This is a genomic window from Selenomonas sp. KH1T6, assembly GCF_900108415.1.
GTDB classification, from domain to species: Bacteria; Bacillota; Negativicutes; order Selenomonadales; family Selenomonadaceae; genus Selenomonas_B; species Selenomonas_B ruminantium_A.
Genome location: NZ_FNWN01000005.1, coordinates 26692 through 52163 on the forward strand (window position 1 = coordinate 26692; position 25472 = coordinate 52163).

Sequence of the window (25472 nt, forward strand, 5' to 3'; positions counted from 1 at the left end):
CCTGAAGGCATTTGATGGGGCGTGAAAGTTTCCATCTTTCCCAGAATGACATGTTGACATGGGGCAAGACCCTTACTGTATGTCGAGGCCTTGGCCTCGACGAAACGCTAAAAGGAGATTTTGTCTGTTGACAAAATCTGAACAATGGCGTTATAATATCATGGTGTGATTGTGAAAATCATGATTATACAGTACGAAACTCCCAAGTCAAGTGGAGGGGGGGAAAATAGATGGCAAACGAAATCAAAGTTGGTAAAAACGAATCAATCGATAGTGCTCTCCGCCGCTTCAAGCGTATGTCCCAGAAGGCTGGTACTCTGGCTGAAGTAAGGAAACGTGAACATTACGAGAAACCGAGCGTTCGCCGCAAGAAGAAGTCTGAGGCAGCTCGTAAGCGCAAGTTCAGATAATGAATGAGCGAGGCGTCTGTGAGTCTATGGATTCACAGGCGTCTTTTTTTACAAGTAAGTGCCCTCAAGGGCTTTAGATATAAAGGAGGCGGCATACATGAGCCAGCGTCCCAAGGACCCGCAGCGGTCCCAGGAGGATTACTGGGACTCCCTGTGGGATAAGATGATACTGAAAGATCAGCTCACCACGAATCAGGGCTATGTGAGTGCCACGCCCCAGGAAGGTCTGGTGGGCAAGACCGGCAAGACTACCACGGATCTCAGACCTGCGGGCACTGCCTGGATAGAGGGGCGGCCTGTGGATGTGGTGGCCGAAGGGGTTTTCCTGAAAAAGGGGGAGATGGTCAGGGTAATCGCCGTGGAAGGCATGAGAGTTGTGGTTCGCAGGATTGATGAGAACTGATAGCATGCTAAGGCGTTCGGGGCACAGGCATAGCAACGCTCCACTCGGTATTTTACCAAGGAATCTAAGTTCATCTGCGCCCTTGAGGGCTTGATTCACTAAGATTCTTGGAAAAATCCCGAACGTTCCGCTTATGCTATGCCTGTACCCCTCACTTAATGGTTGAATACTAAGGAGGCATCATCATGGAAGCAATTTTTGGTTCTGGCATTTTGTTTCTGGTTGTACTGATTTTTGCGGGCATCTTCCTGCACTTCGTACCCATAGGGCTGTGGATTTCTGCTATGGCGGCTGATGTGCGGGTGAGTATCATCACGCTGGTGGGCATGGGCATGCGCCGGGTTACGCCCTCCAAGATTATCCTGCCCCTTATCAAAGCCAACAAGGCAGGTCTTGATGTGAATGTCAACCAGCTGGAGGCCCATTATCTTGCTGGCGGCAACGTGGACAAGGTGGTGGATGCCCTGATAGCTGCCCACCGCGCCCAGATTCCCCTGCCCTTCGAGCGCTCCGCTGCCATCGATCTGGCAGGCCGCAATGTGCTGGAAGCTGTGCAGATGAGCGTCAACCCCAAGGTCATTGAGACCCCCGTGGTTTCTGCTGTGGCCAAGAACGGCATTGAGTTGAAGATCAAGGCCCGTGTCACTGTTCGGGCCAATATTGACCGGCTGGTGGGCGGTGCCGGTGAGCCTACCATCATTGCCCGCGTTGGCGAGGGTATTGTCACTACCGTGGGTTCTTCCGAGAGCCACAATGACGTGCTGGCTAACCCTGATGACATTTCCAAGACTGTGCTGGGCAAGGGGCTGGATGCAGGTACTGCCTTTGAGATCCTTTCCATTGATATTGCAGACGTGGATGTGGGACGCAATATCGGCGCCGAGTTGCAGACTGACCAGGCAGAGGCTGACAAGCGCATTGCCCAGGCCAAGGCTGAGGAGCGCCGTGCCATGGCTGTGGCCAAGGAGCAGGAAATGAAGGCCTATACCCAGGAGATGGAGGCCAAGGTGGTGGAAGCTCAGGCAGAGGTTCCTCATGCCATGGCAGATGCCCTGCGTCAGGGCCGTCTGGGTGTGATGGATTACTATAACCTCAATAATGTGCAGGCCGATACGGAGATGCGCAAGGCCATCAGCACTGCAGGGGAAGCCGGCCAGCTGACTGCGCCCAAAGCTCCCCGGGCACCTCAGGGAGAGGCGTAAGGAGGGATTCGCATGGATTCCTTTTGGTCAATACTCGTTCTGGTAGCCATCGTTGTCATCTCTGACCAGCTGGGGGGCAAGAAGAAAAAAGTCCCCCAAAGGCCTCTGCCCCAGCCGGGGCAGAGGCCGGGCAGGCAGAAACTGCCCATGCCCTGGCCGGATATCAAGCCGCCTGTGCCAGAGACACAGGAGCCTGAAATCTATGCTGAGCCGGAGCCTGAGCTGCCGGTGCTGAAGCAGCCTGTGCTCAGAAGGGCAGAGACTGCAGAGAGGGAGCAGGAGCACAGGACAGAAGAACGGCTGGCTCCGATTCAGGCTAAGACCTCTAATCTGGGCCTGACGCCAGAGCATGCCATTTCTGCCTTGGCCTGGTCAGAGATATTGGGCAAGCCCAAGGCTTATAAGAATGGCCCGTTTCGCAAGTAAGCACAATTAAGTGAAAGCACCCCTGGCGGGTGCTTTTTTGCTGGACTGAATTTGCACAATGTAGTAAACTTACTGGACACCTTCGGTGTCCACACGCCCTTACATGAATTCTAATCTCACGCCGCGCTCAGCTTGCGTTCAATAAGAATTCATAGTAAAATAATAGAATGTGTCAAGCAATTATGATTGTTGTAGGTGATGGATTTGCCAAACGCTATGTTTGATGTGATAAAAAAGGATTTGGAGGTACTGGAAGAGGAGCTTTTGCAGGCTGTTTCTTCTGAGGAGGAACTGGTCAATGAGGTGGGCACCCATCTGGTGACTTCCGGGGGCAAGCGGCTGCGGCCTGCTTTGTGCCTGCTGTCTGCCCGGGGGGGGAAGGAATTTGACCTCAAGCGCACTTTGCCCCTGGCGGTGGCTTTGGAGCTTATCCATACGGCTTCCCTGGTGCATGATGATGTGATAGATTCTTCCGATACCCGCAGAGGAGAGCCTACTGCCAATGCCAAGTGGGGCAATCAGGTGGCAATTTTGTCCGGTGACTATATTTTCGCCCGGGCTTTCAGCCTCATCGCTGCTGCCGGCTACAGCAACAGGGTATCTGTGCGTCTGGCAGAGCTGGTGTGCAATCTCAGTGTAGGTGAGATCATTCAGGACAATGCAGTGTACCAGGCCTCCCGGGGCTATGAGGATTACTTCTGCCGCATCCAGAAAAAGACAGCTGACTTCCTGGAAATCTGCTGTGATTTGGGCGCAGAAGTGGGCGGCCTTACCCCCGAGGAAGGGGCAAAGCTGGCTGAATATGGCCACTGCATAGGCATGGCTTTCCAGATCACGGATGACCTTCTGGATATCCTCCAGACGGAAGAAACCATGGGCAAGCCTGCGGGCAATGACATTCGCCAGGGTATTGTGACCCTGCCGGTAATCCGTGCCCTTGAGGTCAGTCCAGAGTCTGAAGTCCTGAGGCATATTGTCACTGACCCGGAAATGAGTGCTGAAGATGTGGAAAGGGCTCTGAAAATCGTCAAGGCCACTGATGGCATCGACAAGGCCAAGGAAAAGGCTGACGAATATCTGGAGCGGGCCAAGGCAGTGTTGCCAGACACCCTGCCCCAAGAAGTGAAGGAAGCATATATCATGGTGGCAGATTTTATCGGTGACCGTGATTACTGAGTAAGAGCAAATGGAGTGAGTGCAGATGTTTGGTATCGGCGTACCAGAACTTATTCTTATACTGATAGTGGGACTCATAGTCTTTGGTCCCGGCAAGCTGCCGGAAGCAGGTCGTGCCTTGGGCAAGGGATTGCGTGAGTTCAAGAAGGCTTCTAATGCCCTGACCCAGGCCCTGAATGCCGAGCCTGCGCCTCAGCAGAGCCAGCCTCCTGTGCAGAGTGCGTCAGCTCAGCCCGTAGCTTCCCAGCCTGCCCCGGCAGCAACTGAGCAGGCTGCTCCTGCCCAGACGGCAGAGGCTGAAAAGCCGGCTGTACCTACCTATCAGCCTCCTACTCAGGAGTCCGTACGGGAGCAGATTGCCGCCAGCCAGGCAGCAGCTCAGGAGAAAATTGATAAGGCGTAGATAAATCTAGCGAGTCTTCTCCGGAGGAGAAGGCTTTTTTGATAGACGAATGGAGAGATTGGCCAATGGAAAATAATAATCCAGCAGCTAAAGCCATGGAAAATTTTTTGGATAATGTGGGCCTTGATTTGACAAGCTTGGGCATGGAAAAGACGCCGGAGCGGGTTGCCAAAATGTATGGGCAGTTGTTCAGCGGACTGGGACCGGTAGAGCAGGAAGAATGGGGGGAGCTCTTTGAGTCTGATGCCGCAGGGCTGGTGGCGGTAAGGCACATCCCCTTCTACTCCATGTGCGAGCATCATCTGGTACCCTTCTTCGGGGAAGTGGATATTGTCTACCAGCCTCATAAGGGACTGGTGGCAGGCTTCAGCAAGTTCACCAAGGTGGTGGAGCACCTGTCCCGCCGTCCCCAGCTGCAGGAGCGTTTCACCCGGCAGATTGCCGGGGCTGTGGCCGAGGGAGTAGGCGCGGAAGGTGTGCTGGTTACGGTGGAAGCCCAGCAGCTCTGCATGATGATGCGGGGTGATCTGGCACCTGGTGCACGTACTGTCACCACAGAGTGCACCGGCAACTTCCTGAAGGACAAGGGGCTTTATCAGCAGGCCTGGCTGCTGCTGGGAGGAGAGAAGAAATAGGGGGCGTTCTGATGAAAAGAAGGACTTTGGTGGAAAGGCATTATGACCTGCGCAAGGGAAAAAAACTGGAACTAGGCAAGCGCACGCTCATCATGGGCATCCTGAACGTTACTCCCGATTCTTTTTCCGACGGAGGTAAGTGGGTGGCAGTGGAGGATGCTCTGGCCCATGCCCGTCAGATGGTTGCAGAAGGGGCAGATATTATTGATATCGGTGCCGAGTCCAGCCGTCCCGGCTTCGTGCCCATGCCTGCTGAGGAAGAGATAGCAAGGCTGGCTCCTTATCTGAAAGCTTTGTCTGCCGAGTGCAGGCTGCCCATTTCCGTCGATACCTTCAAGGCGGAGACTGCCGAGGCGGCGCTGGAAATGGGGGCGGATATCCTCAATGATATCTGGGGGCTTCAGTATATGGAAGAGCCCGGGGAAATGGCGAAAGTGGCGGCCCAGTATCAGGTGTCTGTCATCGCCATGCACAACCAGAAAGGCACGGATTACAATGCCTATGAAGGTGATGTTATAGCGGCGGAGCGTGATTTCTTCCGCCGTACTATAGGTATAGCCCAGGCAGCGGGACTGCCCAGGGAAATGCTGATTCTTGACCCCGGGGTAGGCTTTGGCAAGACGGTGGAGGATAACCTCATGGTCATGAACCGTCAGGAGGAACTGACGGAGATAGATGGTTTTGCCTATCCCTTGCTTTTGGGCACCAGCCGCAAGAGCGTGATTGGCAAGACCCTTGACCTGCCTGTGGACGAACGTTTGGAGGGAACTCTGGCCACTTCGGTGATAGGCGCCCTGAAGGGGGCGGATATTGTGCGTGTGCATGATGTGAAGGAAAATCTGCGGGCCATCAGAATGGCGGAGGCGATCATCAATGGATAAGATTGTGCTGACGGGGATGGAATTCATTGGCTATCATGGCTGCCTGCCGGAGGAGAGGCAGATGGGACAGCCCTTTATCGTGGATGCGGCGATGTACCTTTCCCTGCAGGAGGCGGGGCAAAGCGATGATTTGTCCAAGACTGTGAACTATGCCGCGGTCTTTGCCAAAGTGCAGGAAATCGTGGAGGGAGAGCCGATGAATCTCATCGAGACGGTGGCAGAGCGCATTGCTGCCGCTATCCTGCAGGACTTTTCCCTGGTGGAAAAGGTGGAGATCACCCTGCACAAGCCGGAAGCTCCCATCAAGGGCCTCTTCAAGGATGCGGCAGTGTCCATTGAAAGGTCACGGGCATGAGGAAGGTCTGCCTGAGCCTGGGAGCCAATCTGGGAGAGCGGGGCGAGACTATCCGTGAGGCCCTGCGCCGGCTGGCTTTGGCTGAGGGGACAGAACTCCTGCAGGTGGCGCCCTTTTATGAAACTGCTCCCTGGGGCAAGACTGACCAGCCGGGGTTCATCAATACCTGCGCGGAAGTCTGTACTGAGTTGGAGCCGTTGCAGTTCCTGCACTTTTGCCAAAAGATAGAGCGGGACCTGGGGCGGGTGCGTCATGAGCATTGGGGGGCCCGCACCATAGATATAGACATGCTCTGCATGGAGGGCGTGGAGTCCCGCACTGAGGAACTGTGCCTGCCGCACCCTTATCTGACAGAGCGGGCCTTTGTGCTGGTGCCCCTGGCAGATATCGTGCCTGAACTGGTGCTCAAGGGGCGTTCCGTGGGGGAGTGGCTGAAGCTTCTTCCCAGGGAAGGCCAGGAAGTTTCTCCCGCAGCAGAGTGCTCTGCGCCCTTTCCCTTGAAGCTTATTGCCTGCATTGATGAAGAGCGGGGCCTGGGCCGGGAGGGCAGGCTTCTTGTCAGCCTGCCTGAGGATATGGCCCGCTTCCGCCAGCTGACCATGGGTGGCGTGCTCATCATGGGCAGGAAGACCATGGAGTCACTGCCGGGGCCTTTGCCAGGCAGGAGGAATCTTGTGCTGTCCCGATCTTTGGCGGGGGTGGACAGGAACGGATTTGAACTGACAGGAAGCCTTGAAGACCTGTGGCATCGTCTGGGGGAACTGCAGCTGCAGGGGGAGAAAGAGTTCTGGTGCATAGGCGGGGCGGAGGTTTACCAGCTTTTGCTGCCATACACGGGAGAAGCTTATATAACCAGAGTAACGGGAACTTACGGAGCAGATGCTTTCCTGCCGGCCTTGGAGGGCTTTGTACTGAAAGGACAGGAGACAGGGGAAGGCTGTACCTTCGAGCATTATGTCAGGGAAAAGTATATATGGTAAACCTTTAATGAAACACAAGGTTGACGCTTTGCTTGCAGTTGGGTATAATCGAACTGTAAGCAAAGCGTTTTTTATATTCAGGGAAGACCTTTCTATGGGGGTATCGGGATGGAATCTACGAAGAAGATAACTATGGTGGCCATGTGCGTGGCCTTTTGCTGCATTTCAGCTTATATCACGTTTCCGCTGCCTTTCACGCCGGGAATGGTTACAGCGGTGACTCTGGCCTTCGGTGTCACCGCTTTCGTGCTGCCGCCCAAGGAAACGGCTCTGGCCATCTGCCTCTATCTGGCCCTGGGTGCCATAGGCATACCCGTCCTGCCGGGAGGAACGGCAGGGCTGGGCAGGATATTGGGACCCACGGGAGGCTTTTATCTGGCCTGGCCTGTGGCCTACTATCTGGTGAGCCTGCTGAAGGGCAGGAGCATCAGCTTCAAGCGCTACGCTGTGATGAATATCGTCATAGGCATTCCCCTCACCTACCTTGGCGGCCTCATATCCATGATGATGCTGATGGATGTTGATCTCATGGCCGGTCTGGCCATGGCAGTGCTGCCCTTTATTCCCGGGGACATAATGAAGTCTCTGGGGGCAGCTTTTTTAGGCGTGAAAGTCAACAAGATGTTGGCAAAGCAGGGCGGTTATACTGTTTCTGTGAATAGGAATTGAGAAGATACAAGCTTCATTGTGGCAAAAAATCAGACGCAATGAGGCTTTTTTGTGTTAAACGGTTACTCCCTATGGCAAAATAGGAGAAAATGCGTTATACTGATAAAGGTTATAGAATGATAACTTGCAGATATGTTGTTTTGTGTTATATAAGCTAAGGAGTGTTGAGCAAGATGAGTTTGAAGCTGAAGTCTGGCTTTACTTTCGACTATGATAACCTGTACGGTGAAGGCAAGGTCACCGAGGCTGATCTGAAGAGCTATGAGGAAGACCTGAAGAAGGCTCATGAGGCCATGAAGGTCATGCGCGAGAAGGGCTTTATCCGCGCTCATCTTTCCAAGGACGGCGAACCGGAGAAGGTCCTTTTCTCCCAGCTTCCGTACATCGAAGAGGGCCATCTCAACAGCCCCAGCTCCTTGAAGCACCTGCAGGAGCTCACTGACCATGTGAAGGACAATGTGGACTTCGTTGTTTCTCTGGGTATCGGCGGTTCCTTCCTGGGTGACAAGGTTATCTTTGATGTGCACTGCGGCGAGTTCTGGAATGAGCTGCCGAAGGAGGAGCGCAAGGGCTTCCCGAAGATCATTTTCAGCGGTCAGAATATCGACCCCCGCCGCACCGGCGACATCATCCACTATCTGGAGAACAGCGCCAAGGTCACCACTTCCCATGAGAAGCGCAACCTGAAGGTGCTCCTGCTGGTCATCTCCAAGTCCGGCGGCACCCTGGACACTATGTCCAACTTCATGGTCATCTACGATGCTCTGCAGAAGTTCGACAATATCGATGTGGAAGTGGTGGCTGTCACCGACCCCAACATGGAAAAGCAGACCCTGCTGAAGAAGCTGGCCATCGAGAAAGGCTGGCCTCAGTATGCAGTACCCGATGGGGTGGGCGGACGCTTCTCCATCTTCTGCGAGGTGGGCCTCACCCTGGCTGCCTGTGTGGGCTTCGACATCGAGAAGTTCCTGGAAGGCGCCCGTGATATGGACAAGGCCTGCCAGAACGAGGACCTGTGGCAGAACCCGGCTATGCTGAACGCTGCCCTGAAGTTCGCTGCTTCCGAGAAGCACGGCCGTGATATCGAGGTCATGATGCCTTATGGCGATTACCTGAAGTCTGTGTCCGAGTGGTACATCCAGCTGCTGGCTGAGTCCCTGGGCAAGCAGTTCAACAAGGATGGCAAGGAAGTGTGCTACGGCCGTACTCCGCTGGTGGCTGTGGGTACCACGGATATGCACTCTCAGACCCAGCAGCATCAGGAAGGCAAGCTGAACAAGGTGGTGCAGTTCATCCGCCTGGAAAACTGGGAGAAAGACCTGACCATCCCGGATATCTTCCCGGATGTGAAGAAGCTTTCTGATATCTCTGGCGTGACCATGGGCCAGGCTTTGGAAGTGGCCCGCAAGTCCAACGAGGATGCATTGGCTTCCAACAAGCGCTACAACGCTTGCTTCACTCTGCCTACTCTCAATGCCTATCATTTGGGCGAGCTTCTTTACATGCTGGCTATGAGTGTTGCTTACGAGGGCGAGCTTGCCAATGTGGACGCATTCGACCAGCCCGGTGTTGAGGCCTACAAGCGCATCATGGGCCCGAAACTGGCTGAGGTCAAGACTGCCAACCAGAAGGGCTAAGGCGCTTTAGGGGAGACTGAAAAGCTTCATTAGTGCAGAAATCTCAAGGGATGCCTCTAAGCTGCCAAAAGGCTTAGGGACATCCCTTTTCCTATGCAGGAAATGGAGGTGGGGCTTTGCAAGATTGGAAAAAATCCGGATTGGCAGCCCTGCTGCTGATGATAGTTTTGGCAGGAGGCATCTTTGCTTCGGAGCCTGAGGAAGAAGCGTCCCTGGCATTGCCGGAAAAGGCGGCACTTCCAGAGGAAAGGCCAGCCCACCAGGTCATAAGGGGCAGTGAGCAGGCGGCAGCCTCAGAGGGACTGAAAGACCCCTTTACGCTGACTCATGAGACACGGGCGGAAAGGAGCAAGGCTGCGGAAGAAAAAAAGCCTGCTGTGCCAAGGGGCGGGCAGGAGACAAAGTCTGCTGCGCTGCCGGCCCCTCCACCTGTGCCGGCACTCAAACCGCCGTCAGTGCAGGAACCGAAACTTACGGGGATAATTTCAGGAGCTTCGGGACAGTTGGCGCTGGTGGAGTATGGGGGCAAGTCACTGACTCTGGCTGCAGGCGAGGGAGCAGGAGGGCTGACGGTGACAGCAATTGAAGCCAGACGGGTGCTGGTAAGCACTCCCCAGGGAGAAAAATGGCTGGAATTGCCATGACAAAGAGGGATGATGAAATATGGGAAGACCATTATGGAGATTAATGCTGGGCCTATTGCTGGTTCTTTCCTTTTGGTCAAGCGACATGAAGGTGGTGTCCGCCTCACCTATGACCATACAGGCCACCGAGGGCAATGTCCGCTCCCTGCTGCTGGGGGCGGCCCGCATGGGCGGGCTTGACCTGGTGATGGATGATGCTGTAGGGGGTACGGTTACCCTCTGCATCACTGCCGAGCCGGAGGAAATCATCGAGCACATCGCTGCTGCCAAGGGATTGGTGCTCCTGAAGGAGCAGGGGGTCTACCTCATCACCCTGCCTGGCAGGGGCAGCCGCAGCATTCATGTTTATACCCTGCGCCATGCCGACCCCAGGGTAATTGCCCGCATGGCAAAAATCTCTTTGGAAGAAAAAGGAGAAACGGCAAGTATAGCGAATGATAAAAATGAAGGCAAAGGAAAAAGTAGGCAAATAGACCCGGAACCTAAGGCAAATGATGCAGAAGGGCTGAGGGTCATGGCAGACCCGGCTACTAATTCTGTCGTGCTTTACGGCACTCCTGCCGAGGCACGGGCCATGGAGGAAATCCTGAAACGCCTTGATGTGCCTGCCAGACAGGTTTCTCTTGAGGCTAAGATTGTGGCTATCTCCAAGGACGCCTCCAGGGATTTGGGGGTGGAATGGAGCTGGCAGTCCCATCGCCAGCCTCTTGAGCGCAGCTGGCGTCAGCGCTGGGAGCAGGAAAGCTATATCAAGGACCCCGGTGGCAGCACCATCCGCTACGGCATAGGACCGGGAGTTTTGGGGTATAATGTTTATCTTGATGCCAAGATAGATGCCCTGGTCACTTCGGGCAAGGCGAAACTATTGTCCCGTCCCAATATCACCACCCTGCAGGGCCATGAAGCGGTGATTGAGATTGGCGGGGAAGTGCCGGTGCCGGAGCAGACCACTGCCAACGACATCACCACCAATTCCATCAAATACCGCAAAGCAGGCATTATCCTGCGCTACACGCCGCGGGTCAATGATGATGGCGATATCACGGCCTCTGTGCATACGGAGGTCAGCTCCCCATTATACGTGGAGGATATAAAGGCCTACCGCTTCCAGACCCGCAGTGCTGATACCAATGTGCGCCTGAAGGACGGGGAGACCATGGTCATAGGGGGACTCATTGGCAGCGAGGAAGCCCAAAGGCTTTCCAAGATACCTTTCCTGGGAGATTTGCCCGTGTTGGGACATTTTTTCAGGCATACTTCCAGAAGTCATACAGAATCGGAGTTGCTGATTTTCCTCAAAGCCCGTATACTGGATGATAAGGATATGATAGTAACTGATGCAGAAAGAATAGAGGAAGAAGCAAATGGCAATAAGAGTATTGATAGCAGATGACCATACCCTGTTCCGCCAGGGCATCAAGCGGGTACTTAGTTTCGAGGACGATCTGGAAATCGTGGGCGAGGCTGAGGATGGCCAGGAGACACTGGCCCGCACCTTGGCCCTGCAGCCGGATGTGTTGCTGCTGGACATCAATATGCCCGGCACCACGGGCCTGGAGGTCACCAAGCAGCTGCTGGAGCTGGGCAGCAAGACCAAGATCATCGCCCTGACCATCCACGACAGCGACAACTACGTGCTGGAAATGCTGAAGAACGGCGCCCTTGGCTACCTGCTGAAGGACGTGGAGCCCAGCGTATTGGTGCGGGCCATCCACGTGGTGAACGAAGGCAATGCCTTCATCTATCCCCAGCTTTCCGAGCGTCTGTTTGGGGACGTGCCCGAAGGAGAGGATTTCGGCACGCTGGCCAAGGAGATGTGGGACGCCGGTCACAAGGAACGCATCACTGCCCGCGAGATGGATGTGCTCCACTGCATGGTGAAGGGCCTGTCCAACCAGGATATTGCCAAGGCTTTGGGCATTTCCGAAAAGACAGTGAAAAATCACCTGTCAGGCCTGTTCCACAAGCTGAAGGTCAAGGACAGGACCCAGGCGCTTATTTATGTGCTGAAGAATAAGATTGTGTCCCTGGATTAGGAGGGATAGTGAGGGCTGTTGCATGTTCAGAATGACATGCAGCAGCCTTTTTTGGGGCATTTTTGATGTGGTGAAAGTTGGGGGGCGGCAACGAAAAACATCAATTGGTGGCCTTAAATAATCTCAAAATTGCAAAAAAGAAGAAAAACTGATTTAAGGAAAAAAATGTTTCTACGATAATATAAATAGAGTGAAATAACATGTACGTTTGTGCGACATATAGAAATCAGGGCAGTCTATGGATGGGCGGCCTGGGGAGGTATGGAATATGGCGATGACAGTGATCAACAATCCTTCGGCCATGATGAGCTTGGGCGAGCTCAACAAAAATGTCTCCAAGTTGGGCAAGCAACTTGCCAAGGTTTCCAGTGGTCAGAAAGTAGTAGGTGCTGGGGACGGAGCCTCGGAGTATGCCATATCTGAAAAGATGCGGGTGCGGACTAGGGCCTTGGACAGGGATGAGGCCAATGTGCAGACGGGCATTTCCATGCTGAACGTAGCGGCAGGGGGGATTCAACAGCAGATAGAGATTATGAAGAACATCAAGGCCAAGGTCATTGATGCTGATAACGATAGCAATACTGATCTTGACAGAATTACCATACAGAAAGAGATTTCGCAAGGATTTGAGCATATCAATGATATTGCTTATGAAACGAATTACAATGGGAAATTGTTGCTGGTGGGCAGCAAAGAGATTGAGAGGGTTAATTCCTGGGAAGGCTTCAACCAGCCCAATTTTGTATTGGGGAGCGGCTTGGAACTGATAGAAGATGAGTATGATACGCTGGATGGTATTGAAGGCCCCTTTGGCGTTCTGCCAGCATTTGAATCCACAGACGCTACAGCAGAGCCTTTGCTGGGAAGTGAAACTAGCGTGAATATGACGGGCGGTGGAGCCGGGTATCGTGATGATCCGCAGACGGGCAGCCCTGCTACCTTCACCATGGATTTCAGCGGTTATGCTGACGCTGCTGCTGCAGAGGGAGTAGGCTTCTACACTACCAAGGATGGTAATGAGAATACTAAAGAGTATTATGTCCTCACCAGTGACCCGGGCAACAAGAATTACCGTCATGGTGATGTGAAGTATGAGAATGTGACGGAAATAGACATCAGCGGATGCACCACCTCCGAGCAGATAGCAGAAAGAGCGGCTGCGGCCGTCAAAGATTGGGGCGGCGTGGGGGACACATCCGTCAGCGGTGCAGTGGTCACGCTGACGATGAAGGAGCCGGGAACAGCTTCCAATAGCGCTACAGCCGGTGGTTGGTCACAGTTGGGAGGCACGGCGGAAAAATCCAATGGTGATGGTGTGGCGGCAACATCGGGGCGCAGTGGCGCTTTTGCTACTGGCTTGATAGATCCAGTATCGTCGCCGTTGAGAGACCAAGGGGTAGCGCCCACTTCCGGCAGATGGGTGGAAGCAGAAAAGCGCAGAGTGATCGATCCTGACACGGATATGGAAATATGGGAAACAGTTACAGAGGGGCATTATGTCGGCGGCTCAGCTGGCAGCTATGCGACTATTGGGCTGGATATTGGTACGGTGTCTCCCGGTTCCGGCATTCGCATAACAGGCCAAGAAGGGACTGCGACTGCCTATGTGCGTTTTGTGGCGGGGAGTGCCGGGCTGACTCGCGATGACACGGGGGTATACTACATCGGCATCAATGGCACAGCCGATAAAGAAGCGCTTTACAAGTGGAATAATGGTGCCAACACCAACCGCACGGGCGTTTTGTTTTCTCTGAGCAATGGTCACATGATTTTGGATGCCTCGTCAAAAGGCACCGAAATCCGTGTGTATGATGGTTTTTATGATGCTTCTGTTGATGGCGGCATTGACGATGATCTGATTAATAAAGCGACAGGTGAGATAAAGGCTACTCCGGCTCAGGCACCTACCTACACTGAGGTAGCATTTCAGCCCGTAAAATCCTATAATGGCACTGTAGTCCAAAATAATGACGGAGTAGATGCAGGGGATTATCATGACGGAGCCAGGGCATCTTATACTATAGACCTCTCAGCCTATGACAACACTGATGCTGATGCTTTGGAGTCTTTTATAGATGAGTTGAAGGGAAAGATCCTCAATGCTTCTTATTATGGCAGCTATGAATTCATTGACAAGAAGGAGCCGAGGGCATTTGATGCGATGAAGCACGCCTCTACCTATGGAACGGTAGATTTGAATGATTTGCGAACTGCTGTGAATGGTGGAGCCTCTATCGCCGATGCTTTTATCGGCATCATGGTAGGACAGAATGGCAGATGCTTCGAGGATACTGGCAATAAGGAATTGAAGATAAACGCATACTTGTCGGAAGAAGCTGGTAACAATGAAACAGTCAGCATAACGGAAGGTATCATGAGTGCCTATACCATTGATTTCAGTGAAGTGGGCAGGTCTATACCAGAAGACTATTATGACAAGGGTTTTAGGGTATATTGCGCAACCTGCCCCAATCAGTGGATGAACTTCATCTTCATGAATGGCAATGATGAAGAGTATGCCAATCGTCCCGAGAGCGGAGGGTCAGGGGCGGATTTCAAGTCCGCGTTGATTGATATTTCCAATGTGACTGATGTGGAATCGCTGGTGGAGGCTATTTACGCTCAAGGCGGCGATGCGTTGGAACACATGAAAAATAATCATTCACATTTCCTGCATTTTGCAGCAGATCCCCAGAAAGGGCTTTTGACGGTTTATGATGATCGTATGTTCAATCTGTGGGAAAGAGATAAAAACTACTACAAGGTACAGGGCTTTCACCTTTATCCCGATTTGCAGGAAAAGGGGGCCAAGCTGGCTGATGGCATTTACGATGATGTGGAACGTCTGACGCGTAAAGTCTATGTCAACGACCTCATCATACATCATACGGATAAGGCCAGCATGAACATTCACCTGCAAATCCCCCAGACTTCCATGGATCACATTTTTGGCTACAATATGAGGCTGAAAAGCTACAAGGACTACGATGTCCTAACTGTAGCCCACCGCGAGGAACTCCTGGGCAATCAGGCAGGTCGCATGTCCCGGGATGGCACACGTATGGTCACCAAAGATGAGCCGGGGCTACTGGATAAGGCGATACAATATCTGGCAGATGCCGCCACCATGGTTGGCGCCCAGACCAGTCGTCTGGAAACCACCCATGACAACATCATTGTCCAGCAGGAAAGCACTGCTGCTTCTGAATCAACTATCCGTGATGCGGATATGGCCAAGGAATTCACGGAATACACCAAGAGCAACATCCTTACACAGGCCGCCCAGTCAATGTTGGCTCAGGCCAACCAGAATAGCAGCAGTGTCTTGTCGCTGTTGCAGTAAACGAAACCACCTCCATCAGCTATTCCGTTTTGCGGGGCTGATGGAGGTGGCTTTTATATAGCATGCTTTTCTGGGAATTTGCGCATGGCATTGGATAGAAAATTTTTGGGCAGGGATTTTAAGGCAAATGTAGAATAGAATCGAAGGATAATGATGCAAAAGGAGATGATTCAATGGATGGCGAACTGAAGAACTGTCCCTACTGCAATCGGGTCTATCTGGATTTGGGAGAGGGATGCTGCCTGGAGTGCAAAGTAAAGCGGGAAGAACAGCGGCAGGTCGTACGGGATTATCTTTTTGAGCATGCCGATGCGGACTTGGTTTCCATTGCACGTGGCACAGGCCTTTCTTTGAGGACCTTGATACGCATGAGGAAAGAAGGCTTCCTCGAGAAAAACAGGGCTATACATACGCATACATGCAAGCGATGTGGCACCCATATAGATGATGGCCTCTACTGTACGCAATGCGTGGCCGCTTTTGCCAGAAAGCGCGTTGAGCTGGCCAATCGCAGGATGCTGGACAGTCTCCAAGGACTCCGTGGAGGGAGAAGGGAGGCTGACACGAAATTCCTGTCGAAGACATATGTAAAGTTCGTTGACCCTCTGGTGAAGGTCACAGGTCGTAGACGCAGACGAAATTTTGAAGGCATACTGCGGGAGTATGAAGAGCAGTATGGTGAGAGAAGACGGTGACGGTGCTTTAGCGCCGGGGGAGTTAGGCAACTAAAATTTACTGATATTGAACAGAAAAAGCTGATGCGTACTCAGGTGAGCATGCATCAGCCTTTTTTGCGTTGCATCAATTTTTTCCTATTTGCTGTAGTTTAACTACAAATTCCTGGGCGAAGTCGAGGACCTGTGCGCGGGTTTCGGGAGGGAAGGAAAGGAAGGTCAGCAGCAGATGCTGCTCCCTGTCAGAGAGGGAGAGCTCGTCAGCCAGCTGCCGGACGAGTTTTGGCGTCTGATCGATGAACATGTCCCCGGTTCCGTGACGCAGGTATTCTTCATTTATATGAAATTCGCTGACCAACTGCGATATGACACGCTCCGTGATGGGGCGTGTTTCTTTTTCGTACTGGCCGATGGTAGTTTGGCTTAGATTTATACGGGCACCGAAGTCTGTTTGGTTAAGGGCAAGTGCCTTGCGTATAGACTTTAGTCGTATTCCTTTGCTCATCATATCCCTCCTTTGTATAACAGTATAGGTTATAGCATAGTGAAATACAATAAAAGGAAAAAATACGTTGTAATGTAAAGTGAAAAACACTATAATATCGATGACAATTAGTATGTATTAGAGAAAATCACTATTTGAGAATAGCTTGCATACAATATGCATATACTTGATGTAATACGGCGATTATATGCCAAAAGAAAGGGCGGTTAAATGCGATAATTATAATAGGCACAGTGTAGAGGAGTGGATAAAGTGGGAATTTGTCGGGATGTTTTCTATAGACAGATCGGAGCCAAAATAGCATATTATCGCACATTGCACGGCTGGGAGCAGAACCAGCTGGCAGAGAAGGTGCATATCAGCCAGAGTACATTGAGCCGTATTGAGCGGGGGAAGTACGGCGACAACATATCTATCGCCCTGCTTTTGGATATCGCAGAGGGACTTGATATAGACCCGTCCCTGCTGACGACTTTTTCCAGCATGGAGAAAAGTATGTGGGCGTAGCAGGCGTATCCTGATGGGTGGCGATGAAAAATAAGAGGAAAGCCCAGGGAGGGGCGGCCAAGGAGGTAAGGAACATGGCTATGACGGTGGTTAATAATCCTTCGGCGAATATGACATTGGGGGAACTTAATAAAAATGTGTCTAAGTTAGGCAAGCAACTATCCAAGGTAGCCAGTGGTCTAAAAATCGTGAGCGCAGGAGACGGAACTGCGGACTATAGTATTTCAGAAAGAATGCAGGCGCAAATAAGGAGCCTGCGGCAGGATATTGACAATACGCGTACAGGACGCTCTATGCTGAAGGTGGCAGAGGGGGGGATCCAGGGGATCGTAGATGAACTGAGAGAAATGAAGCAGCTGGCTATTAATGCAGCTAATGATAGTAATACGGATGCGGACAGGGCTACCATACAGAAAGAATTCGATGAGAAGCTGAAGCAGATTGATGATATTGTGGCGACTACGCACTATAATGGGAAGTTGCTGCTTAACGGCGAATACGGGCGTGGGTGGAGTTATACAGCGATTGACAATGCCGTTATAGATGGCGGTGTCAGTACCGGAGTGATTGAACCTAGCGGCACTCCCGTTACGCTTACCAGTGGAAACCACACTATAACCGCTTCTGGGGTATATGAGCTCGCTGAAGGATTTACTGGTGATATTACCATAGCTGATGGATTGGCTGGAGTAAAAATCACGCAGGCTACTTCGGAGAAACTGAAAAATGTATATATAAATGGACCTGCTTCTGGTAAGGCGAACCTTTGGCTTGAAGATTTAAATATTGAATATGATAGCAAATCTCCTATGGACAGTTCTTTTCTAAAATTTTTCGGTAGTGATAACGTATTGTCAATTAAAGGCAAGAATATAGTAGGCCTGAGTCAACCTCAGGCTGCTGCTTCGGCTATGATACATATAGGCAACGGACTTACAATAGAAGGCACTGGTTCTTTGGACATGTGCTGTAATAACTTCCTTGCTGCTATGATTGGCACAAACCAAACGGAAAATAGTAACGCAAATCTGACTATCAACAGCGGCAATTACACATTAACTGCTATCGAAAAAATGGCCAATTTTGGTGCTGCAATCGGATCTGGAATCAGTGGTGGAATAGGTGATATTACAATAAATGGTGGTAATTTTGACATTTCTTGCTCTGGAGATGGAACTAATATAGGATCTGGCAGAAGAGGCTCAGCCGGCAATATAACCATAAAAAATGCCAGTATTAAAGGATTGGCTTCTGGTGGTGCGTGCATAGGTAGTGGTGGTGGTGCTGGGAAATCAAGTGTGGGAAATATCACTATTGAAGAGTCGCTTATAAATATAAATACCATCGATATAGGGGATAGGAATAATCCTTCTCTATATGGTGGAGCAGGTATCGGTAGCGGCAGAAGAAGGTCTGATGCTGGAAATATTACCATAAGAGATTCTATTGTTAATATATCTGCTGAACTTGGTGCTGGGATAGGAAGTGGTTACGACAGTCATGCAGGTGTTATTACTATTGAAAATATGACTGGCAATGTAACAAGCAATCAAGGTGAGGCTATTGGTAGGGGGGTGCTGGGGTCTGTTGATGGAGTAAATGTGAGAACTAAATATAAGCCTCTCATAGTTCACACTGGAACCAAAGCCAATCAGCGTATTAACTGTTATATCGAAAATCTTGATACTAAAGCGCTTTTCAAAGTGAAGACTGATGAGGCGTTGGAAAAAGTAGCTAGTGTCAGAACCCGTGCCTCAGCCCAACGCCTGTTGGGGAGCCTCACTGACCCCAGCGTTGATGGCCCTCTGGACAAGGCTATCAACTACGCCCTTAATGAAATGACGCAGGTAGGCTCCTATATCAATCGCTTGGAGCAGACGGAGGATACCCTCACCATCAGCCATGAGAACACCACCAGTTCCGAGAGTACCATCCGTGATGCGGACATGGCAAAGGAAATGATGGAATACACCAAGAGCAACGTCCTCACCCAGGCCGCCCAGTCCATGCTGGCCCAGGCCAATCAGAATAGCAGCAGCGTCTTGTCGCTGCTGCAATAAACGAAACCACCTCCATCAGTTGTCCTTTAGCGGGGCTGATGGAGGTGGTTTTCATTTCATTAGGTAAGCAATGATATCCAGAAACTCTTGAGGACTCCAAACATTGATTTCCGCTTGATGAAAGTCATCTTTGTTGCGGGTGATAATGCCGTCCATTTCATAAGAGGAAGCAACGGCAAATTGGACTGCGTCCTCGAAGTCTTTACATGACAGGTGAAGTGCGTTTTTTATGTCATCTTCCGTTACAGCAGATATATGAATCGTTTTGAGCATTTGGTTGAGAAGATTGCGGGTGGCCTGCGCGTCCTTGATGTTTTTGCTGGTGATGTAGTAGATATCTGTTACGGTTGAGGCAGAGACGTATTCATCGAATTGCTCAAATTTTGACAAATCCATAATGGTTTTGCTGGCCTCGTAAAATGGCTGGCGTTTGAGGAATACATCTAGAACAATATTGGTATCAAGCAATAGTCTCATATTTTGCCAGCCTTTCCGCCCTGTATTCCTCCAAGCTCATACCGGTGTCTGGCACGGCTCCTGAAATTGCATTGAGCGCCTGCTCTATTTCATCATAGTTTTCTCTTTTGGTCAAATGGAGGGGGAATTGTGCAGAGGCATGAGGGATTTCCCGGGGGCGGGAAATTCTCTGTATATTTTCTAGAATGGCAAGAACATATGCAATATGTTCTTCCGGCAGTTCACTGATGATGTCCATAGCCTGATTTCTGAGGGCAGTCATTTTAACGTCACCATCCTTTGCAAAAATTCTGATTTCTACTCTCAATATACCACTAAAGCCCAGGCGTGGCAACTGTTGGAAATATTTATGTCCGTCTTGTGAAATCTCTTTAATTTCCTAGCAGGAAAGGTTATAATAAGTAGAGAATATAAAGAGTGAATCGGATTCGTAATTGACAGTCATTCATAAGGGTGTGTTGGAAAACAGAAACTGTGCGATACAGCGAGACATTTTTTCGTATGACAAGGAAGTGAGACCGCAGTCGTAGCAGAGCTACGTCAAGGTTTCGCTGACGCAGTCAGGCGGAAAAATGGCCGATGTAGCGTGCAGGTGGAGTTTTTCAACACGCCCCGATTCGAAAGTTGAGGCGTTGGAATTTTGTTTTATCCTATGAACCTGGACCTGACGGGCAGGCGCTGCATCGTGGTTGGGGGCGGCAGGGTGGCTGAGCGGAAGGTGATGGGGCTGCTGCAGGCGGCCGGGAAAGTTACCCTGGTGGCCCCGAAGCTTACGGAGCGGCTTTTGGAACTGGCCCATGCAGGACTGGTAGACTGGTATGAGCTTCGGTATATGAAGGGCATGCTGAAGGACATGAAGCCTCTTTTGGTCTTCTGCGCTACGGACAACAGAGACGTAAATGAGCAGGCGGCAGAAGAAGCCAGAGAGGTGGGGGCGCTGGTCAATGATGTGACCGAGCCTGAGCAGACGGACTTTACCGTGCCTTCCAGTTTCAGGCGGGGTGATTTGCTGGTGACCCTTTCTACGGAGGGAGCCAGCCCCGGTTTTTCCAGAGCCCTGCGGCGGGAGCTTGAGCAGGAGTTCCCGGAGAGCTTTGGACTTTGGCTTGAGCGGCTGAAGGAAATGCGCGCGGAGATGAAGGAGCGCTTGTCTGACAGCAGTGAGCGGCAGGATTTTTGGCGGCAGGCTTTGTCGCCCGGTGTATTGGCTTTAGTGAGAAGTGGGGAACTTGAGCAGGCGGAGGCTGAGATAAGAAATGCAATTACTGATGTTGGGGCTGAATCATAAGACGGCACCTGTGGAGGTGAGGGAGCGTTTTTCCCTTGCCAAGGGCGCAGTGCGTCAGGGTCTCATGAATTTGTCAGAATATGACGGTCTTCAGGAAATGGTGGTGCTTTCCACCTGCAACCGCAGCGAGATTTATGCGGTGGTGGACGATGCTGCCTCTGATGAGGTCACCCTCAAGCAGTTCCTCTTTGACCTCACGGGCAATGAGGAAGATATTGACGAGTATCTTTATAAATATGTGGACGAGGAGTGCATCAGGCATTTGTTCCTGGTGGCTTCCAGCCTTGACTCCCTGGTGTTGGGGGAGGGGCAGATCCTCTCCCAGGTGAAGGAAGCCTATGCCCTTGCCCGGGAGGCCGGCACCACCAGCACTGTCATCAATACCTTGTTCCACCGGGCCATCGCCACGGGCAAGCGGGTGAGGACGGAGACCCGCATTGCTTACAATTCCGTGTCTGTCAGCTATGCAGCTGTGGAGTTGGCCCGTCAGGAACTGGGGAATCTTGAGGGAGCCGGAGCCCTGATTTTCGGTGCAGGCAAGATGGCTGAGCTTACCGCCCAGCATCTGGTGGCCCGTGGGGTGAAGAAAATCATGGTGGCCAACCGCCATCTGGACAAGGCTGAGACTTTGGCCGCGGAGTTTGGCGGGGAAGCAGTTCCCTGGGATCAGGCTATGCGCAGGGCTGTGGAGGCAGATGTGATTGTCACTTCCACCGGCGCGCCCCACTATGTGGTGAAGCCCTGGGAGACCCAGCAGCTTATGGCAAAGAGGAAGGGAAGGCCCCTGTTCTTCATCGATATTGCTGTGCCCCGGGATGTGGATCCGGAGGTGGCGGATATCAAGGGGGTTACCCTCTACAATATAGACTCACTGGAAGCAGTAGTTGATGAGCATGTGGAGGAGCGCCGCCGGGAGGCCAAGGCCGCCTATGCTATTGTGGAGGAGGAAGCAGCCGCCATCGAGAAGCGGTTCCAGTACCTTTCCTTCCAGCCCATTATGGCCCTGCTGTCCAATCGCTGCGAGCGCATACGCGCCCGGGAGGTGCGCCGTGCGTCCTCCAAGCTGCCGGAGCTCAATGAAGCCCAGTGGCGGCAGGTGGAGCACATGAGCCGCATGATAGTGCGCAAGATCCTGCGCATGCCCATGATGAAGCTTACAGCCGCTGCGGGCACTGAGCAGGAGGAATTCTACATTGAGGCCATGAGGGCCCTCTTTAAGCTGGACACCATAGGAGAGACCAAGAGTGAGGAAAAAGATTGTTATCGGTACGCGCAGCAGTAAGCTGGCCCTTTGGCAGGCTGATTATGTGGCGGAGTGCCTGAGAAAAGAATATCCCGGCCTGCAGGTGGAGAAGAAACTCATGACCACCAAGGGTGACAAAATCCTTGATGCCCCCCTGGCCAAGATTGGGGGCAAGGGGCTCTTTACCAAGGAACTGGAGCAGGAAATGCTGGACGGGGGCATAGACCTGGCTGTACACAGCCTCAAGGATATGCCCACGGAAGTTCCTGAGGGTCTTGTCATTGCAGCCATTACCAAGAGGGCTGACCCCGGCGATGCCGTGGTCAGCCTTAAATACGGCCATTTTGAGGATTTGCCCAAGGGAGCCAAGGTGGGCACCTCCAGCCTGCGCCGCAAGGCACAGCTCCTGCATGCCCGTCCTGACCTGAATATTCAGGACCTCAGGGGCAATGTGAACACCCGCCTGCGGAAACTGGAAGAGGAGAACTTCGATGCCATCGTGCTGGCGGTGGCAGGGCTTACCAGGCTGGGCTTCAAGGACAGGATAGCCGAAGTGATGCCCAGGGAAATCATGTTGCCTGCCGTGGGGCAGGGAGCTTTGGCCATTGAGGCACGGGCAGAGGACAAGGAAATCCTTGAGATGATTGCTTTCCTCAATGATGGGGATATGGCAGCCTGCGCCAAGGGCGAGCGGGCCTTCCTTGCCAAAGTCGAGGGAGGCTGCCAGGTGCCTGTGGGTGTCTTTGGGTCTGTGGAAAATGAGGAATTGCAGCTGGAAGCAGTGATTGCTTCTCTGGATGGCGCCCGCTTATATCGTGACAAGCTGACCGGGGCCAAGAGTGAAGCTGAGCAGTTGGGCAGCCAACTGGCAGAGAAATTGCTGGCTGCCGGGGGACTGGAAATCATGCAGGAATTGGGGCTTTTGCTGGATAAGTAAGGAGTTTTGATTATGGCAGGAATGGTATATTTAGTAGGGGCAGGCCCGGGAGATTACCGGCTTATCAGCTTGAAGGCAGTGGATTGCCTGAAGATGGCAGAGGTTGTAGTCTACGACAGGCTGGCAGATCCCAGGATTCTTCAGTGGGCGCCGGAGGAAGCGGAGTACATCTATGTGGGCAAGGCTTCCAGTAACCACACCATGAAGCAGGAGGATATCAACCAGCTTTTGGTGGACAAGGCCAAAGAAGGCAAGGTCGTGGTGCGCCTGAAGGGCGGCGACCCCTTTGTCTTCGGACGGGGCGGGGAAGAAGCCCTGCTGCTCAGGGAGAACCATCTGCCCTTTGAAATCGTGCCGGGGATTACCTCTGCCATTTCCGTGCCCGCCTATGCGGGGATTCCCGTGACCCATCGGGCGGTAGCTACCTCCTTTGCGGTGGTGACGGGCCATGAAGACCCCACCAAGGGCGGCTCCAATATGCGCTGGGACAAGCTTTCCATGGGGGTGGACACGCTGGTGTTCCTCATGGGGGTGGCTAATCTGCCCCATATCACCGAGGAACTTATCAAGCATGGGCGCAGTGCTGATACTCCGGCGGCAGTGATCCGCTGGGGCACCAAGGCTGAGCAGCGGGTGCTGGAAACCACCGTGGGCACCGCAGCCGAGGATGTGAAGAAGGCCGGTTTGAAGCCGCCTGCTATCTTTATTGTGGGTGAGGTCGTGAAGCTCCGTGAAAGCCTCAAGTGGTTTGATGACCTGGAGTACCGCCCCCTCTTTGGCAAGACTGTGCTGGTTACCCGGGCAAGGAGCCAGGCTTCCAAGCTGACGGCGGCCTTGGAGGCTCTGGGGGCGGGAGTGATTGAGGCTCCTGCCATCGAGCTCAGGGCTCCGGAAGATGACTATAAAGCACTGGACGAGGCCCTTGCACATGTGCAGGATTACCACTGGCTGATTTTCACCAGCACCAACGGGGTGGAGCATTTCTTCTCCCGCCTGTTCGGTGCCGGGAAGGATACCCGGGCGCTGGGCTTTGCCAAGGCAGCAGCTATTGGTTCCGCTACGGCAGAGAAGCTCAGGGAATACGGCATCAGGGCAGATGTGGTTCCCCAGGAATTCAGGGCTGAGGGCATACTGGAAGCCTTGAAGGGCAAGCTGCCTCCCCATGCCAAGATCCTTCTTCCCCGGGCCCAGAAGGCCAGGGAAATCCTGCCCGAGAAGCTGCGGGAGCAGGGGCATACGGTGGATGTGGTGCCGGTTTATCAGACGGTGACTGCGGAAGATAGTGCCGAGGAATTGAAGGCGAAGCTGGCCGCAGGAGAGATTGACCTGGTGACCTTCACCAGTTCCTCCACGGTGACCAACCTGCTGAAGCTCTTGGGCAGCAAGGATTTGCTCAATGGCGTAAAGCTGGCCTGCATCGGTCCCGTTACGGCAGAGACCGCCAGGAATAACGGCCTGGAGCCGGATATGGAAGCGGCAGAATACACCATTAACGGCTTAGTTAAGGTTATAAGCGAACATTTTCAGGCATAAGTTAACATAATTGAAAGGAAGCCATACTATGCTCAATCAGGTACTGCGGCCACGCCGTATGCGCATTTCCAAGAACCTCCGCGCCATGGTGCGGGAGACGTCTCTTTCCGTGAAGGATTTCATCTATCCTCTGTTTCTTGTACCGGGCACCAATGTAAGGGAGGAGATTCCTTCCATGCCCGGCTGCTACCATCTGTCTGTGGACCAGGCAGTGGAGGAGGCCAAGCTGGTGGCTTCCCTGGGGATTCCTGCGGTGGAGGTCTTCGGCATTCCTGAGTACAAGGACGAGATCGGCTCTTCTGCCTGGGATATGAAGAGCCCTGTGCAGCGGGCCATCGTGGCCATCAAGCAGGAAGTGCCGGAACTGGTGATCATCGGCGATGTGTGCCTTTGCGAGTATACCAGCCACGGCCATTGCGGGGAGCTTTGCGGCCATTATGTGGACAATGATGCTACTCTGAAGCACCTGCAGAAGGTGGCGGTGAGCCAGGCTGAGGCCGGGGCTGATATCGTGGCGCCTTCTGACATGATGGACGGCAGGGTGGCGGCTATCCGTGAGGCTTTGGACGAAAAGGGTCATATCAACACCGCCATCATGAGCTATGCCATCAAGTATGCCTCCGGTTACTACGGCCCCTTCCGCGATGCGGCTGACAGCGCTCCCCAATTCGGTGACCGCCGCCAGTACCAGATGGATCCGGCCAACCGTCGTGAGGCCATGAAGGAACTGGCTCTGGATATGGCCGAGGGTGCAGACATGATTATCGTGAAGCCTGCTCTGGCGTATCTGGACATTGTGAAAGAGGCCAAGGAGAAGTGCGACCTGCCCTTGGTCACCTACAATGTCAGCGGCGAGTATGCCATGGTGAAGGCCGCTGCCGCCAACGGCTGGATTGACGAGCCACGCATTGTGCTGGAGTCCCTGAACTGCATGAAGCGGGCCGGGGCAGAAATGATCATCACCTATCATGCCCTTGATGCTGCCCGCTGGCTGGAGGAAGGAATTGTTTATTGAAGGATAATTGAAACAGGGCTGTAAATATGTTAC

26 protein-coding genes and 2 pseudogenes are annotated in these 25472 nt (G+C 52.7%); 25 read left to right on the forward strand and 3 right to left on the reverse strand.

Annotated features, from left to right (window positions below):
- The first annotated feature begins 230 nt into the window (after positions 1 to 230).
- The 18 genes and pseudogenes from rpsU (at position 231) to BLW59_RS04770 (ending at position 15895) form a co-directional block, all read left to right on the forward strand.
- Positions 231 to 410: a 30S ribosomal protein S21 gene (gene rpsU, locus BLW59_RS04690; protein WP_014425320.1), complete on the forward strand. Its 180-nt coding sequence runs from the start codon at positions 231 to 233 to the stop codon at positions 408 to 410.
- A gap of 97 nt (positions 411 to 507) precedes the next feature.
- Entirely contained in the window at positions 508 to 813 is a 306-nt protein-coding gene (locus tag BLW59_RS04695) for an NfeD family protein (protein WP_029545802.1), read from the forward strand.
- A 185-nt stretch (positions 814 to 998) separates the two neighbouring features.
- Positions 999 to 2015 (forward strand): flotillin-like protein FloA, encoded by a 1017-nt coding sequence (gene floA, locus BLW59_RS04700; protein ID WP_029545800.1) that lies wholly within the window; start codon positions 999 to 1001, stop codon positions 2013 to 2015.
- 12 nt (positions 2016 to 2027) lie between these two features.
- Positions 2028 to 2441, forward strand: a complete 414-nt coding sequence (locus BLW59_RS04705) for a hypothetical protein (protein ID WP_074696638.1) — start codon at positions 2028 to 2030, stop codon at positions 2439 to 2441.
- 216 nt (positions 2442 to 2657) lie between these two features.
- On the forward strand, positions 2658 to 3617 hold the full coding sequence (locus BLW59_RS04710; protein ID WP_074696640.1) for a polyprenyl synthetase family protein: 960 nt from the start codon (positions 2658 to 2660) through the stop codon (positions 3615 to 3617).
- A gap of 25 nt (positions 3618 to 3642) precedes the next feature.
- Complete coding sequence (tatA, locus tag BLW59_RS04715) at positions 3643 to 4020, forward strand: twin-arginine translocase TatA/TatE family subunit (RefSeq protein WP_074696642.1); 378 nt, start codon at positions 3643 to 3645, stop codon at positions 4018 to 4020.
- Positions 4021 to 4085: 65 nt separating this feature from the next.
- On the forward strand, positions 4086 to 4655 hold the full coding sequence (folE, locus tag BLW59_RS04720) for a GTP cyclohydrolase I (protein ID WP_029545793.1): 570 nt from the start codon (positions 4086 to 4088) through the stop codon (positions 4653 to 4655).
- Between the two features lie 11 nt (positions 4656 to 4666).
- Positions 4667 to 5536 carry a dihydropteroate synthase gene (gene folP / locus BLW59_RS04725; RefSeq protein ID WP_074696644.1) on the forward strand — a complete coding sequence of 290 codons (870 nt, stop codon included), beginning with the start codon at positions 4667 to 4669 and terminating at the stop codon, positions 5534 to 5536.
- Positions 5529 to 5891, forward strand: a complete 363-nt coding sequence (gene folB, locus BLW59_RS04730) for a dihydroneopterin aldolase (protein WP_074696646.1) — start codon at positions 5529 to 5531, stop codon at positions 5889 to 5891. The genes folP and folB overlap by 8 nt, the downstream gene beginning before the upstream one ends.
- The gene (gene folK, locus BLW59_RS04735; RefSeq protein WP_074696648.1) at positions 5888 to 6871 is read left to right on the forward strand and encodes a 2-amino-4-hydroxy-6-hydroxymethyldihydropteridine diphosphokinase; all 984 of its coding nucleotides are present in this window, start codon (positions 5888 to 5890) and stop codon (positions 6869 to 6871) included. Before folB ends, folK begins: the two co-directional genes overlap by 4 nt.
- 108 nt (positions 6872 to 6979) lie before the next feature.
- Positions 6980 to 7540, forward strand: coding sequence for a biotin transporter BioY (locus BLW59_RS04740; protein WP_074696650.1), 561 nt, complete (start codon positions 6980 to 6982; stop codon positions 7538 to 7540).
- A 173-nt stretch (positions 7541 to 7713) separates the two neighbouring features.
- The gene (locus BLW59_RS04745) at positions 7714 to 9177 is read left to right on the forward strand and encodes a glucose-6-phosphate isomerase (protein WP_074696652.1); all 1464 of its coding nucleotides are present in this window, start codon (positions 7714 to 7716) and stop codon (positions 9175 to 9177) included.
- Positions 9178 to 9293: 116 nt separating this feature from the next.
- Positions 9294 to 9821 carry a hypothetical protein gene (locus BLW59_RS04750; protein ID WP_074696654.1) on the forward strand — a complete coding sequence of 176 codons (528 nt, stop codon included), beginning with the start codon at positions 9294 to 9296 and terminating at the stop codon, positions 9819 to 9821.
- A 19-nt stretch (positions 9822 to 9840) separates the two neighbouring features.
- Positions 9841 to 11214 carry a secretin N-terminal domain-containing protein gene (locus BLW59_RS04755; protein ID WP_081348389.1) on the forward strand — a complete coding sequence of 458 codons (1374 nt, stop codon included), beginning with the start codon at positions 9841 to 9843 and terminating at the stop codon, positions 11212 to 11214.
- Complete coding sequence (locus BLW59_RS04760; protein ID WP_074696658.1) at positions 11186 to 11857, forward strand: response regulator; 672 nt, start codon at positions 11186 to 11188, stop codon at positions 11855 to 11857. The genes BLW59_RS04755 and BLW59_RS04760 overlap by 29 nt, the downstream gene beginning before the upstream one ends.
- A 301-nt stretch (positions 11858 to 12158) precedes the next feature.
- Positions 12159 to 12539: pseudogene (locus BLW59_RS18095) on the forward strand (flagellin); the annotation flags it as partial.
- Positions 12540 to 14945: 2406 nt separating this feature from the next.
- A pseudogene (locus BLW59_RS18100) lies at positions 14946 to 15200 on the forward strand (flagellin); the annotation flags it as partial.
- Between the two features lie 173 nt (positions 15201 to 15373).
- Entirely contained in the window at positions 15374 to 15895 is a 522-nt protein-coding gene (locus BLW59_RS04770) for a hypothetical protein (protein ID WP_074696662.1), read from the forward strand.
- 106 nt (positions 15896 to 16001) lie between these two features.
- Here the strand turns inward: BLW59_RS04770 and BLW59_RS04775 are convergent, their stop codons facing one another.
- A complete protein-coding gene (locus tag BLW59_RS04775; RefSeq protein WP_074696665.1) occupies positions 16002 to 16379 on the reverse strand; it encodes a helix-turn-helix domain-containing protein in 378 nt (125 codons plus the stop codon).
- A gap of 252 nt (positions 16380 to 16631) precedes the next feature.
- Between BLW59_RS04775 and BLW59_RS04780 the strand changes: the two genes are divergently transcribed.
- Positions 16632 to 16886: a helix-turn-helix domain-containing protein gene (locus BLW59_RS04780; protein WP_074696667.1), complete on the forward strand. Its 255-nt coding sequence runs from the start codon at positions 16632 to 16634 to the stop codon at positions 16884 to 16886.
- A gap of 74 nt (positions 16887 to 16960) precedes the next feature.
- Entirely contained in the window at positions 16961 to 18946 is a 1986-nt protein-coding gene (locus BLW59_RS04785) for a flagellin (protein ID WP_074696669.1), read from the forward strand.
- A 51-nt stretch (positions 18947 to 18997) separates the two neighbouring features.
- On the opposite strand, the gene BLW59_RS04790 is transcribed toward BLW59_RS04785, so the two are convergent.
- Positions 18998 to 19423: a PIN domain-containing protein gene (locus tag BLW59_RS04790; protein ID WP_074696672.1), complete on the reverse strand. Its 426-nt coding sequence runs from the start codon at positions 19421 to 19423 to the stop codon at positions 18998 to 19000.
- Complete coding sequence (locus tag BLW59_RS04795; protein ID WP_139283548.1) at positions 19407 to 19730, reverse strand: M20 family metallopeptidase; 324 nt, start codon at positions 19728 to 19730, stop codon at positions 19407 to 19409. Before BLW59_RS04795 ends, BLW59_RS04790 begins: the two co-directional genes overlap by 17 nt.
- Positions 19731 to 20063: 333 nt before the next feature.
- On the opposite strand from BLW59_RS04795, the gene BLW59_RS04800 reads away from it, so the two are divergent.
- Genes BLW59_RS04800 through hemB form a run of 5 tightly spaced genes read left to right on the forward strand, consistent with a single transcriptional unit; the run spans position 20064 to position 25439 of the window.
- Positions 20064 to 20711: a precorrin-2 dehydrogenase/sirohydrochlorin ferrochelatase family protein gene (locus BLW59_RS04800; protein WP_029545764.1), complete on the forward strand. Its 648-nt coding sequence runs from the start codon at positions 20064 to 20066 to the stop codon at positions 20709 to 20711.
- The gene (gene hemA, locus BLW59_RS04805; RefSeq protein WP_074696674.1) at positions 20680 to 21993 is read left to right on the forward strand and encodes a glutamyl-tRNA reductase; all 1314 of its coding nucleotides are present in this window, start codon (positions 20680 to 20682) and stop codon (positions 21991 to 21993) included. The genes BLW59_RS04800 and hemA overlap by 32 nt, the downstream gene beginning before the upstream one ends.
- Positions 21956 to 22891, forward strand: a complete 936-nt coding sequence (gene hemC / locus BLW59_RS04810) for a hydroxymethylbilane synthase (protein WP_074696676.1) — start codon at positions 21956 to 21958, stop codon at positions 22889 to 22891. The genes hemA and hemC overlap by 38 nt, the downstream gene beginning before the upstream one ends.
- Before the next feature lie 12 nt (positions 22892 to 22903).
- Positions 22904 to 24424, forward strand: a complete 1521-nt coding sequence (gene cobA, locus BLW59_RS04815; RefSeq protein ID WP_074696679.1) for a uroporphyrinogen-III C-methyltransferase — start codon at positions 22904 to 22906, stop codon at positions 24422 to 24424.
- Between the two features lie 28 nt (positions 24425 to 24452).
- Positions 24453 to 25439 (forward strand): porphobilinogen synthase, encoded by a 987-nt coding sequence (hemB, locus tag BLW59_RS04820; protein ID WP_074696681.1) that lies wholly within the window; start codon positions 24453 to 24455, stop codon positions 25437 to 25439.
- Positions 25440 to 25472: the final 33 nt, after the last annotated feature.

What these genes read in the sequence shown, in the direction of transcription:
- rpsU (WP_014425320.1), top strand. Translation starts at nt 231, where the DNA reads ATGGCAAACGAAATCAAAGTTGGTAAAAACGAATCAATCGATAGTGCT.
- BLW59_RS04695 (WP_029545802.1), top strand. Translation starts at nt 508, where the DNA reads ATGAGCCAGCGTCCCAAGGACCCGCAGCGGTCCCAGGAGGATTACTGG.
- floA (WP_029545800.1), top strand. Translation starts at nt 999, where the DNA reads ATGGAAGCAATTTTTGGTTCTGGCATTTTGTTTCTGGTTGTACTGATT.
- BLW59_RS04705 (WP_074696638.1), top strand. Translation starts at nt 2,028, where the DNA reads ATGGATTCCTTTTGGTCAATACTCGTTCTGGTAGCCATCGTTGTCATC.
- BLW59_RS04710 (WP_074696640.1), top strand. Translation starts at nt 2,658, where the DNA reads ATGTTTGATGTGATAAAAAAGGATTTGGAGGTACTGGAAGAGGAGCTT.
- tatA (WP_074696642.1), top strand. Translation starts at nt 3,643, where the DNA reads ATGTTTGGTATCGGCGTACCAGAACTTATTCTTATACTGATAGTGGGA.
- folE (WP_029545793.1), top strand. Translation starts at nt 4,086, where the DNA reads ATGGAAAATAATAATCCAGCAGCTAAAGCCATGGAAAATTTTTTGGAT.
- folP (WP_074696644.1), top strand. Translation starts at nt 4,667, where the DNA reads ATGAAAAGAAGGACTTTGGTGGAAAGGCATTATGACCTGCGCAAGGGA.
- folB (WP_074696646.1), top strand. Translation starts at nt 5,529, where the DNA reads ATGGATAAGATTGTGCTGACGGGGATGGAATTCATTGGCTATCATGGC.
- folK (WP_074696648.1), top strand. Translation starts at nt 5,888, where the DNA reads ATGAGGAAGGTCTGCCTGAGCCTGGGAGCCAATCTGGGAGAGCGGGGC.
- BLW59_RS04740 (WP_074696650.1), top strand. Translation starts at nt 6,980, where the DNA reads ATGGAATCTACGAAGAAGATAACTATGGTGGCCATGTGCGTGGCCTTT.
- BLW59_RS04745 (WP_074696652.1), top strand. Translation starts at nt 7,714, where the DNA reads ATGAGTTTGAAGCTGAAGTCTGGCTTTACTTTCGACTATGATAACCTG.
- BLW59_RS04755 (WP_081348389.1), top strand. Translation starts at nt 9,841, where the DNA reads ATGGGAAGACCATTATGGAGATTAATGCTGGGCCTATTGCTGGTTCTT.
- BLW59_RS04760 (WP_074696658.1), top strand. Translation starts at nt 11,186, where the DNA reads ATGGCAATAAGAGTATTGATAGCAGATGACCATACCCTGTTCCGCCAG.
- BLW59_RS04770 (WP_074696662.1), top strand. Translation starts at nt 15,374, where the DNA reads ATGGATGGCGAACTGAAGAACTGTCCCTACTGCAATCGGGTCTATCTG.
- BLW59_RS04775 (WP_074696665.1), bottom strand. Translation starts at nt 16,379, where the DNA reads ATGAGCAAAGGAATACGACTAAAGTCTATACGCAAGGCACTTGCCCTT.
- BLW59_RS04785 (WP_074696669.1), top strand. Translation starts at nt 16,961, where the DNA reads ATGGCTATGACGGTGGTTAATAATCCTTCGGCGAATATGACATTGGGG.
- BLW59_RS04790 (WP_074696672.1), bottom strand. Translation starts at nt 19,423, where the DNA reads ATGAGACTATTGCTTGATACCAATATTGTTCTAGATGTATTCCTCAAA.
- hemA (WP_074696674.1), top strand. Translation starts at nt 20,680, where the DNA reads ATGCAATTACTGATGTTGGGGCTGAATCATAAGACGGCACCTGTGGAG.
- cobA (WP_074696679.1), top strand. Translation starts at nt 22,904, where the DNA reads ATGGCAGGAATGGTATATTTAGTAGGGGCAGGCCCGGGAGATTACCGG.
- hemB (WP_074696681.1), top strand. Translation starts at nt 24,453, where the DNA reads ATGCTCAATCAGGTACTGCGGCCACGCCGTATGCGCATTTCCAAGAAC.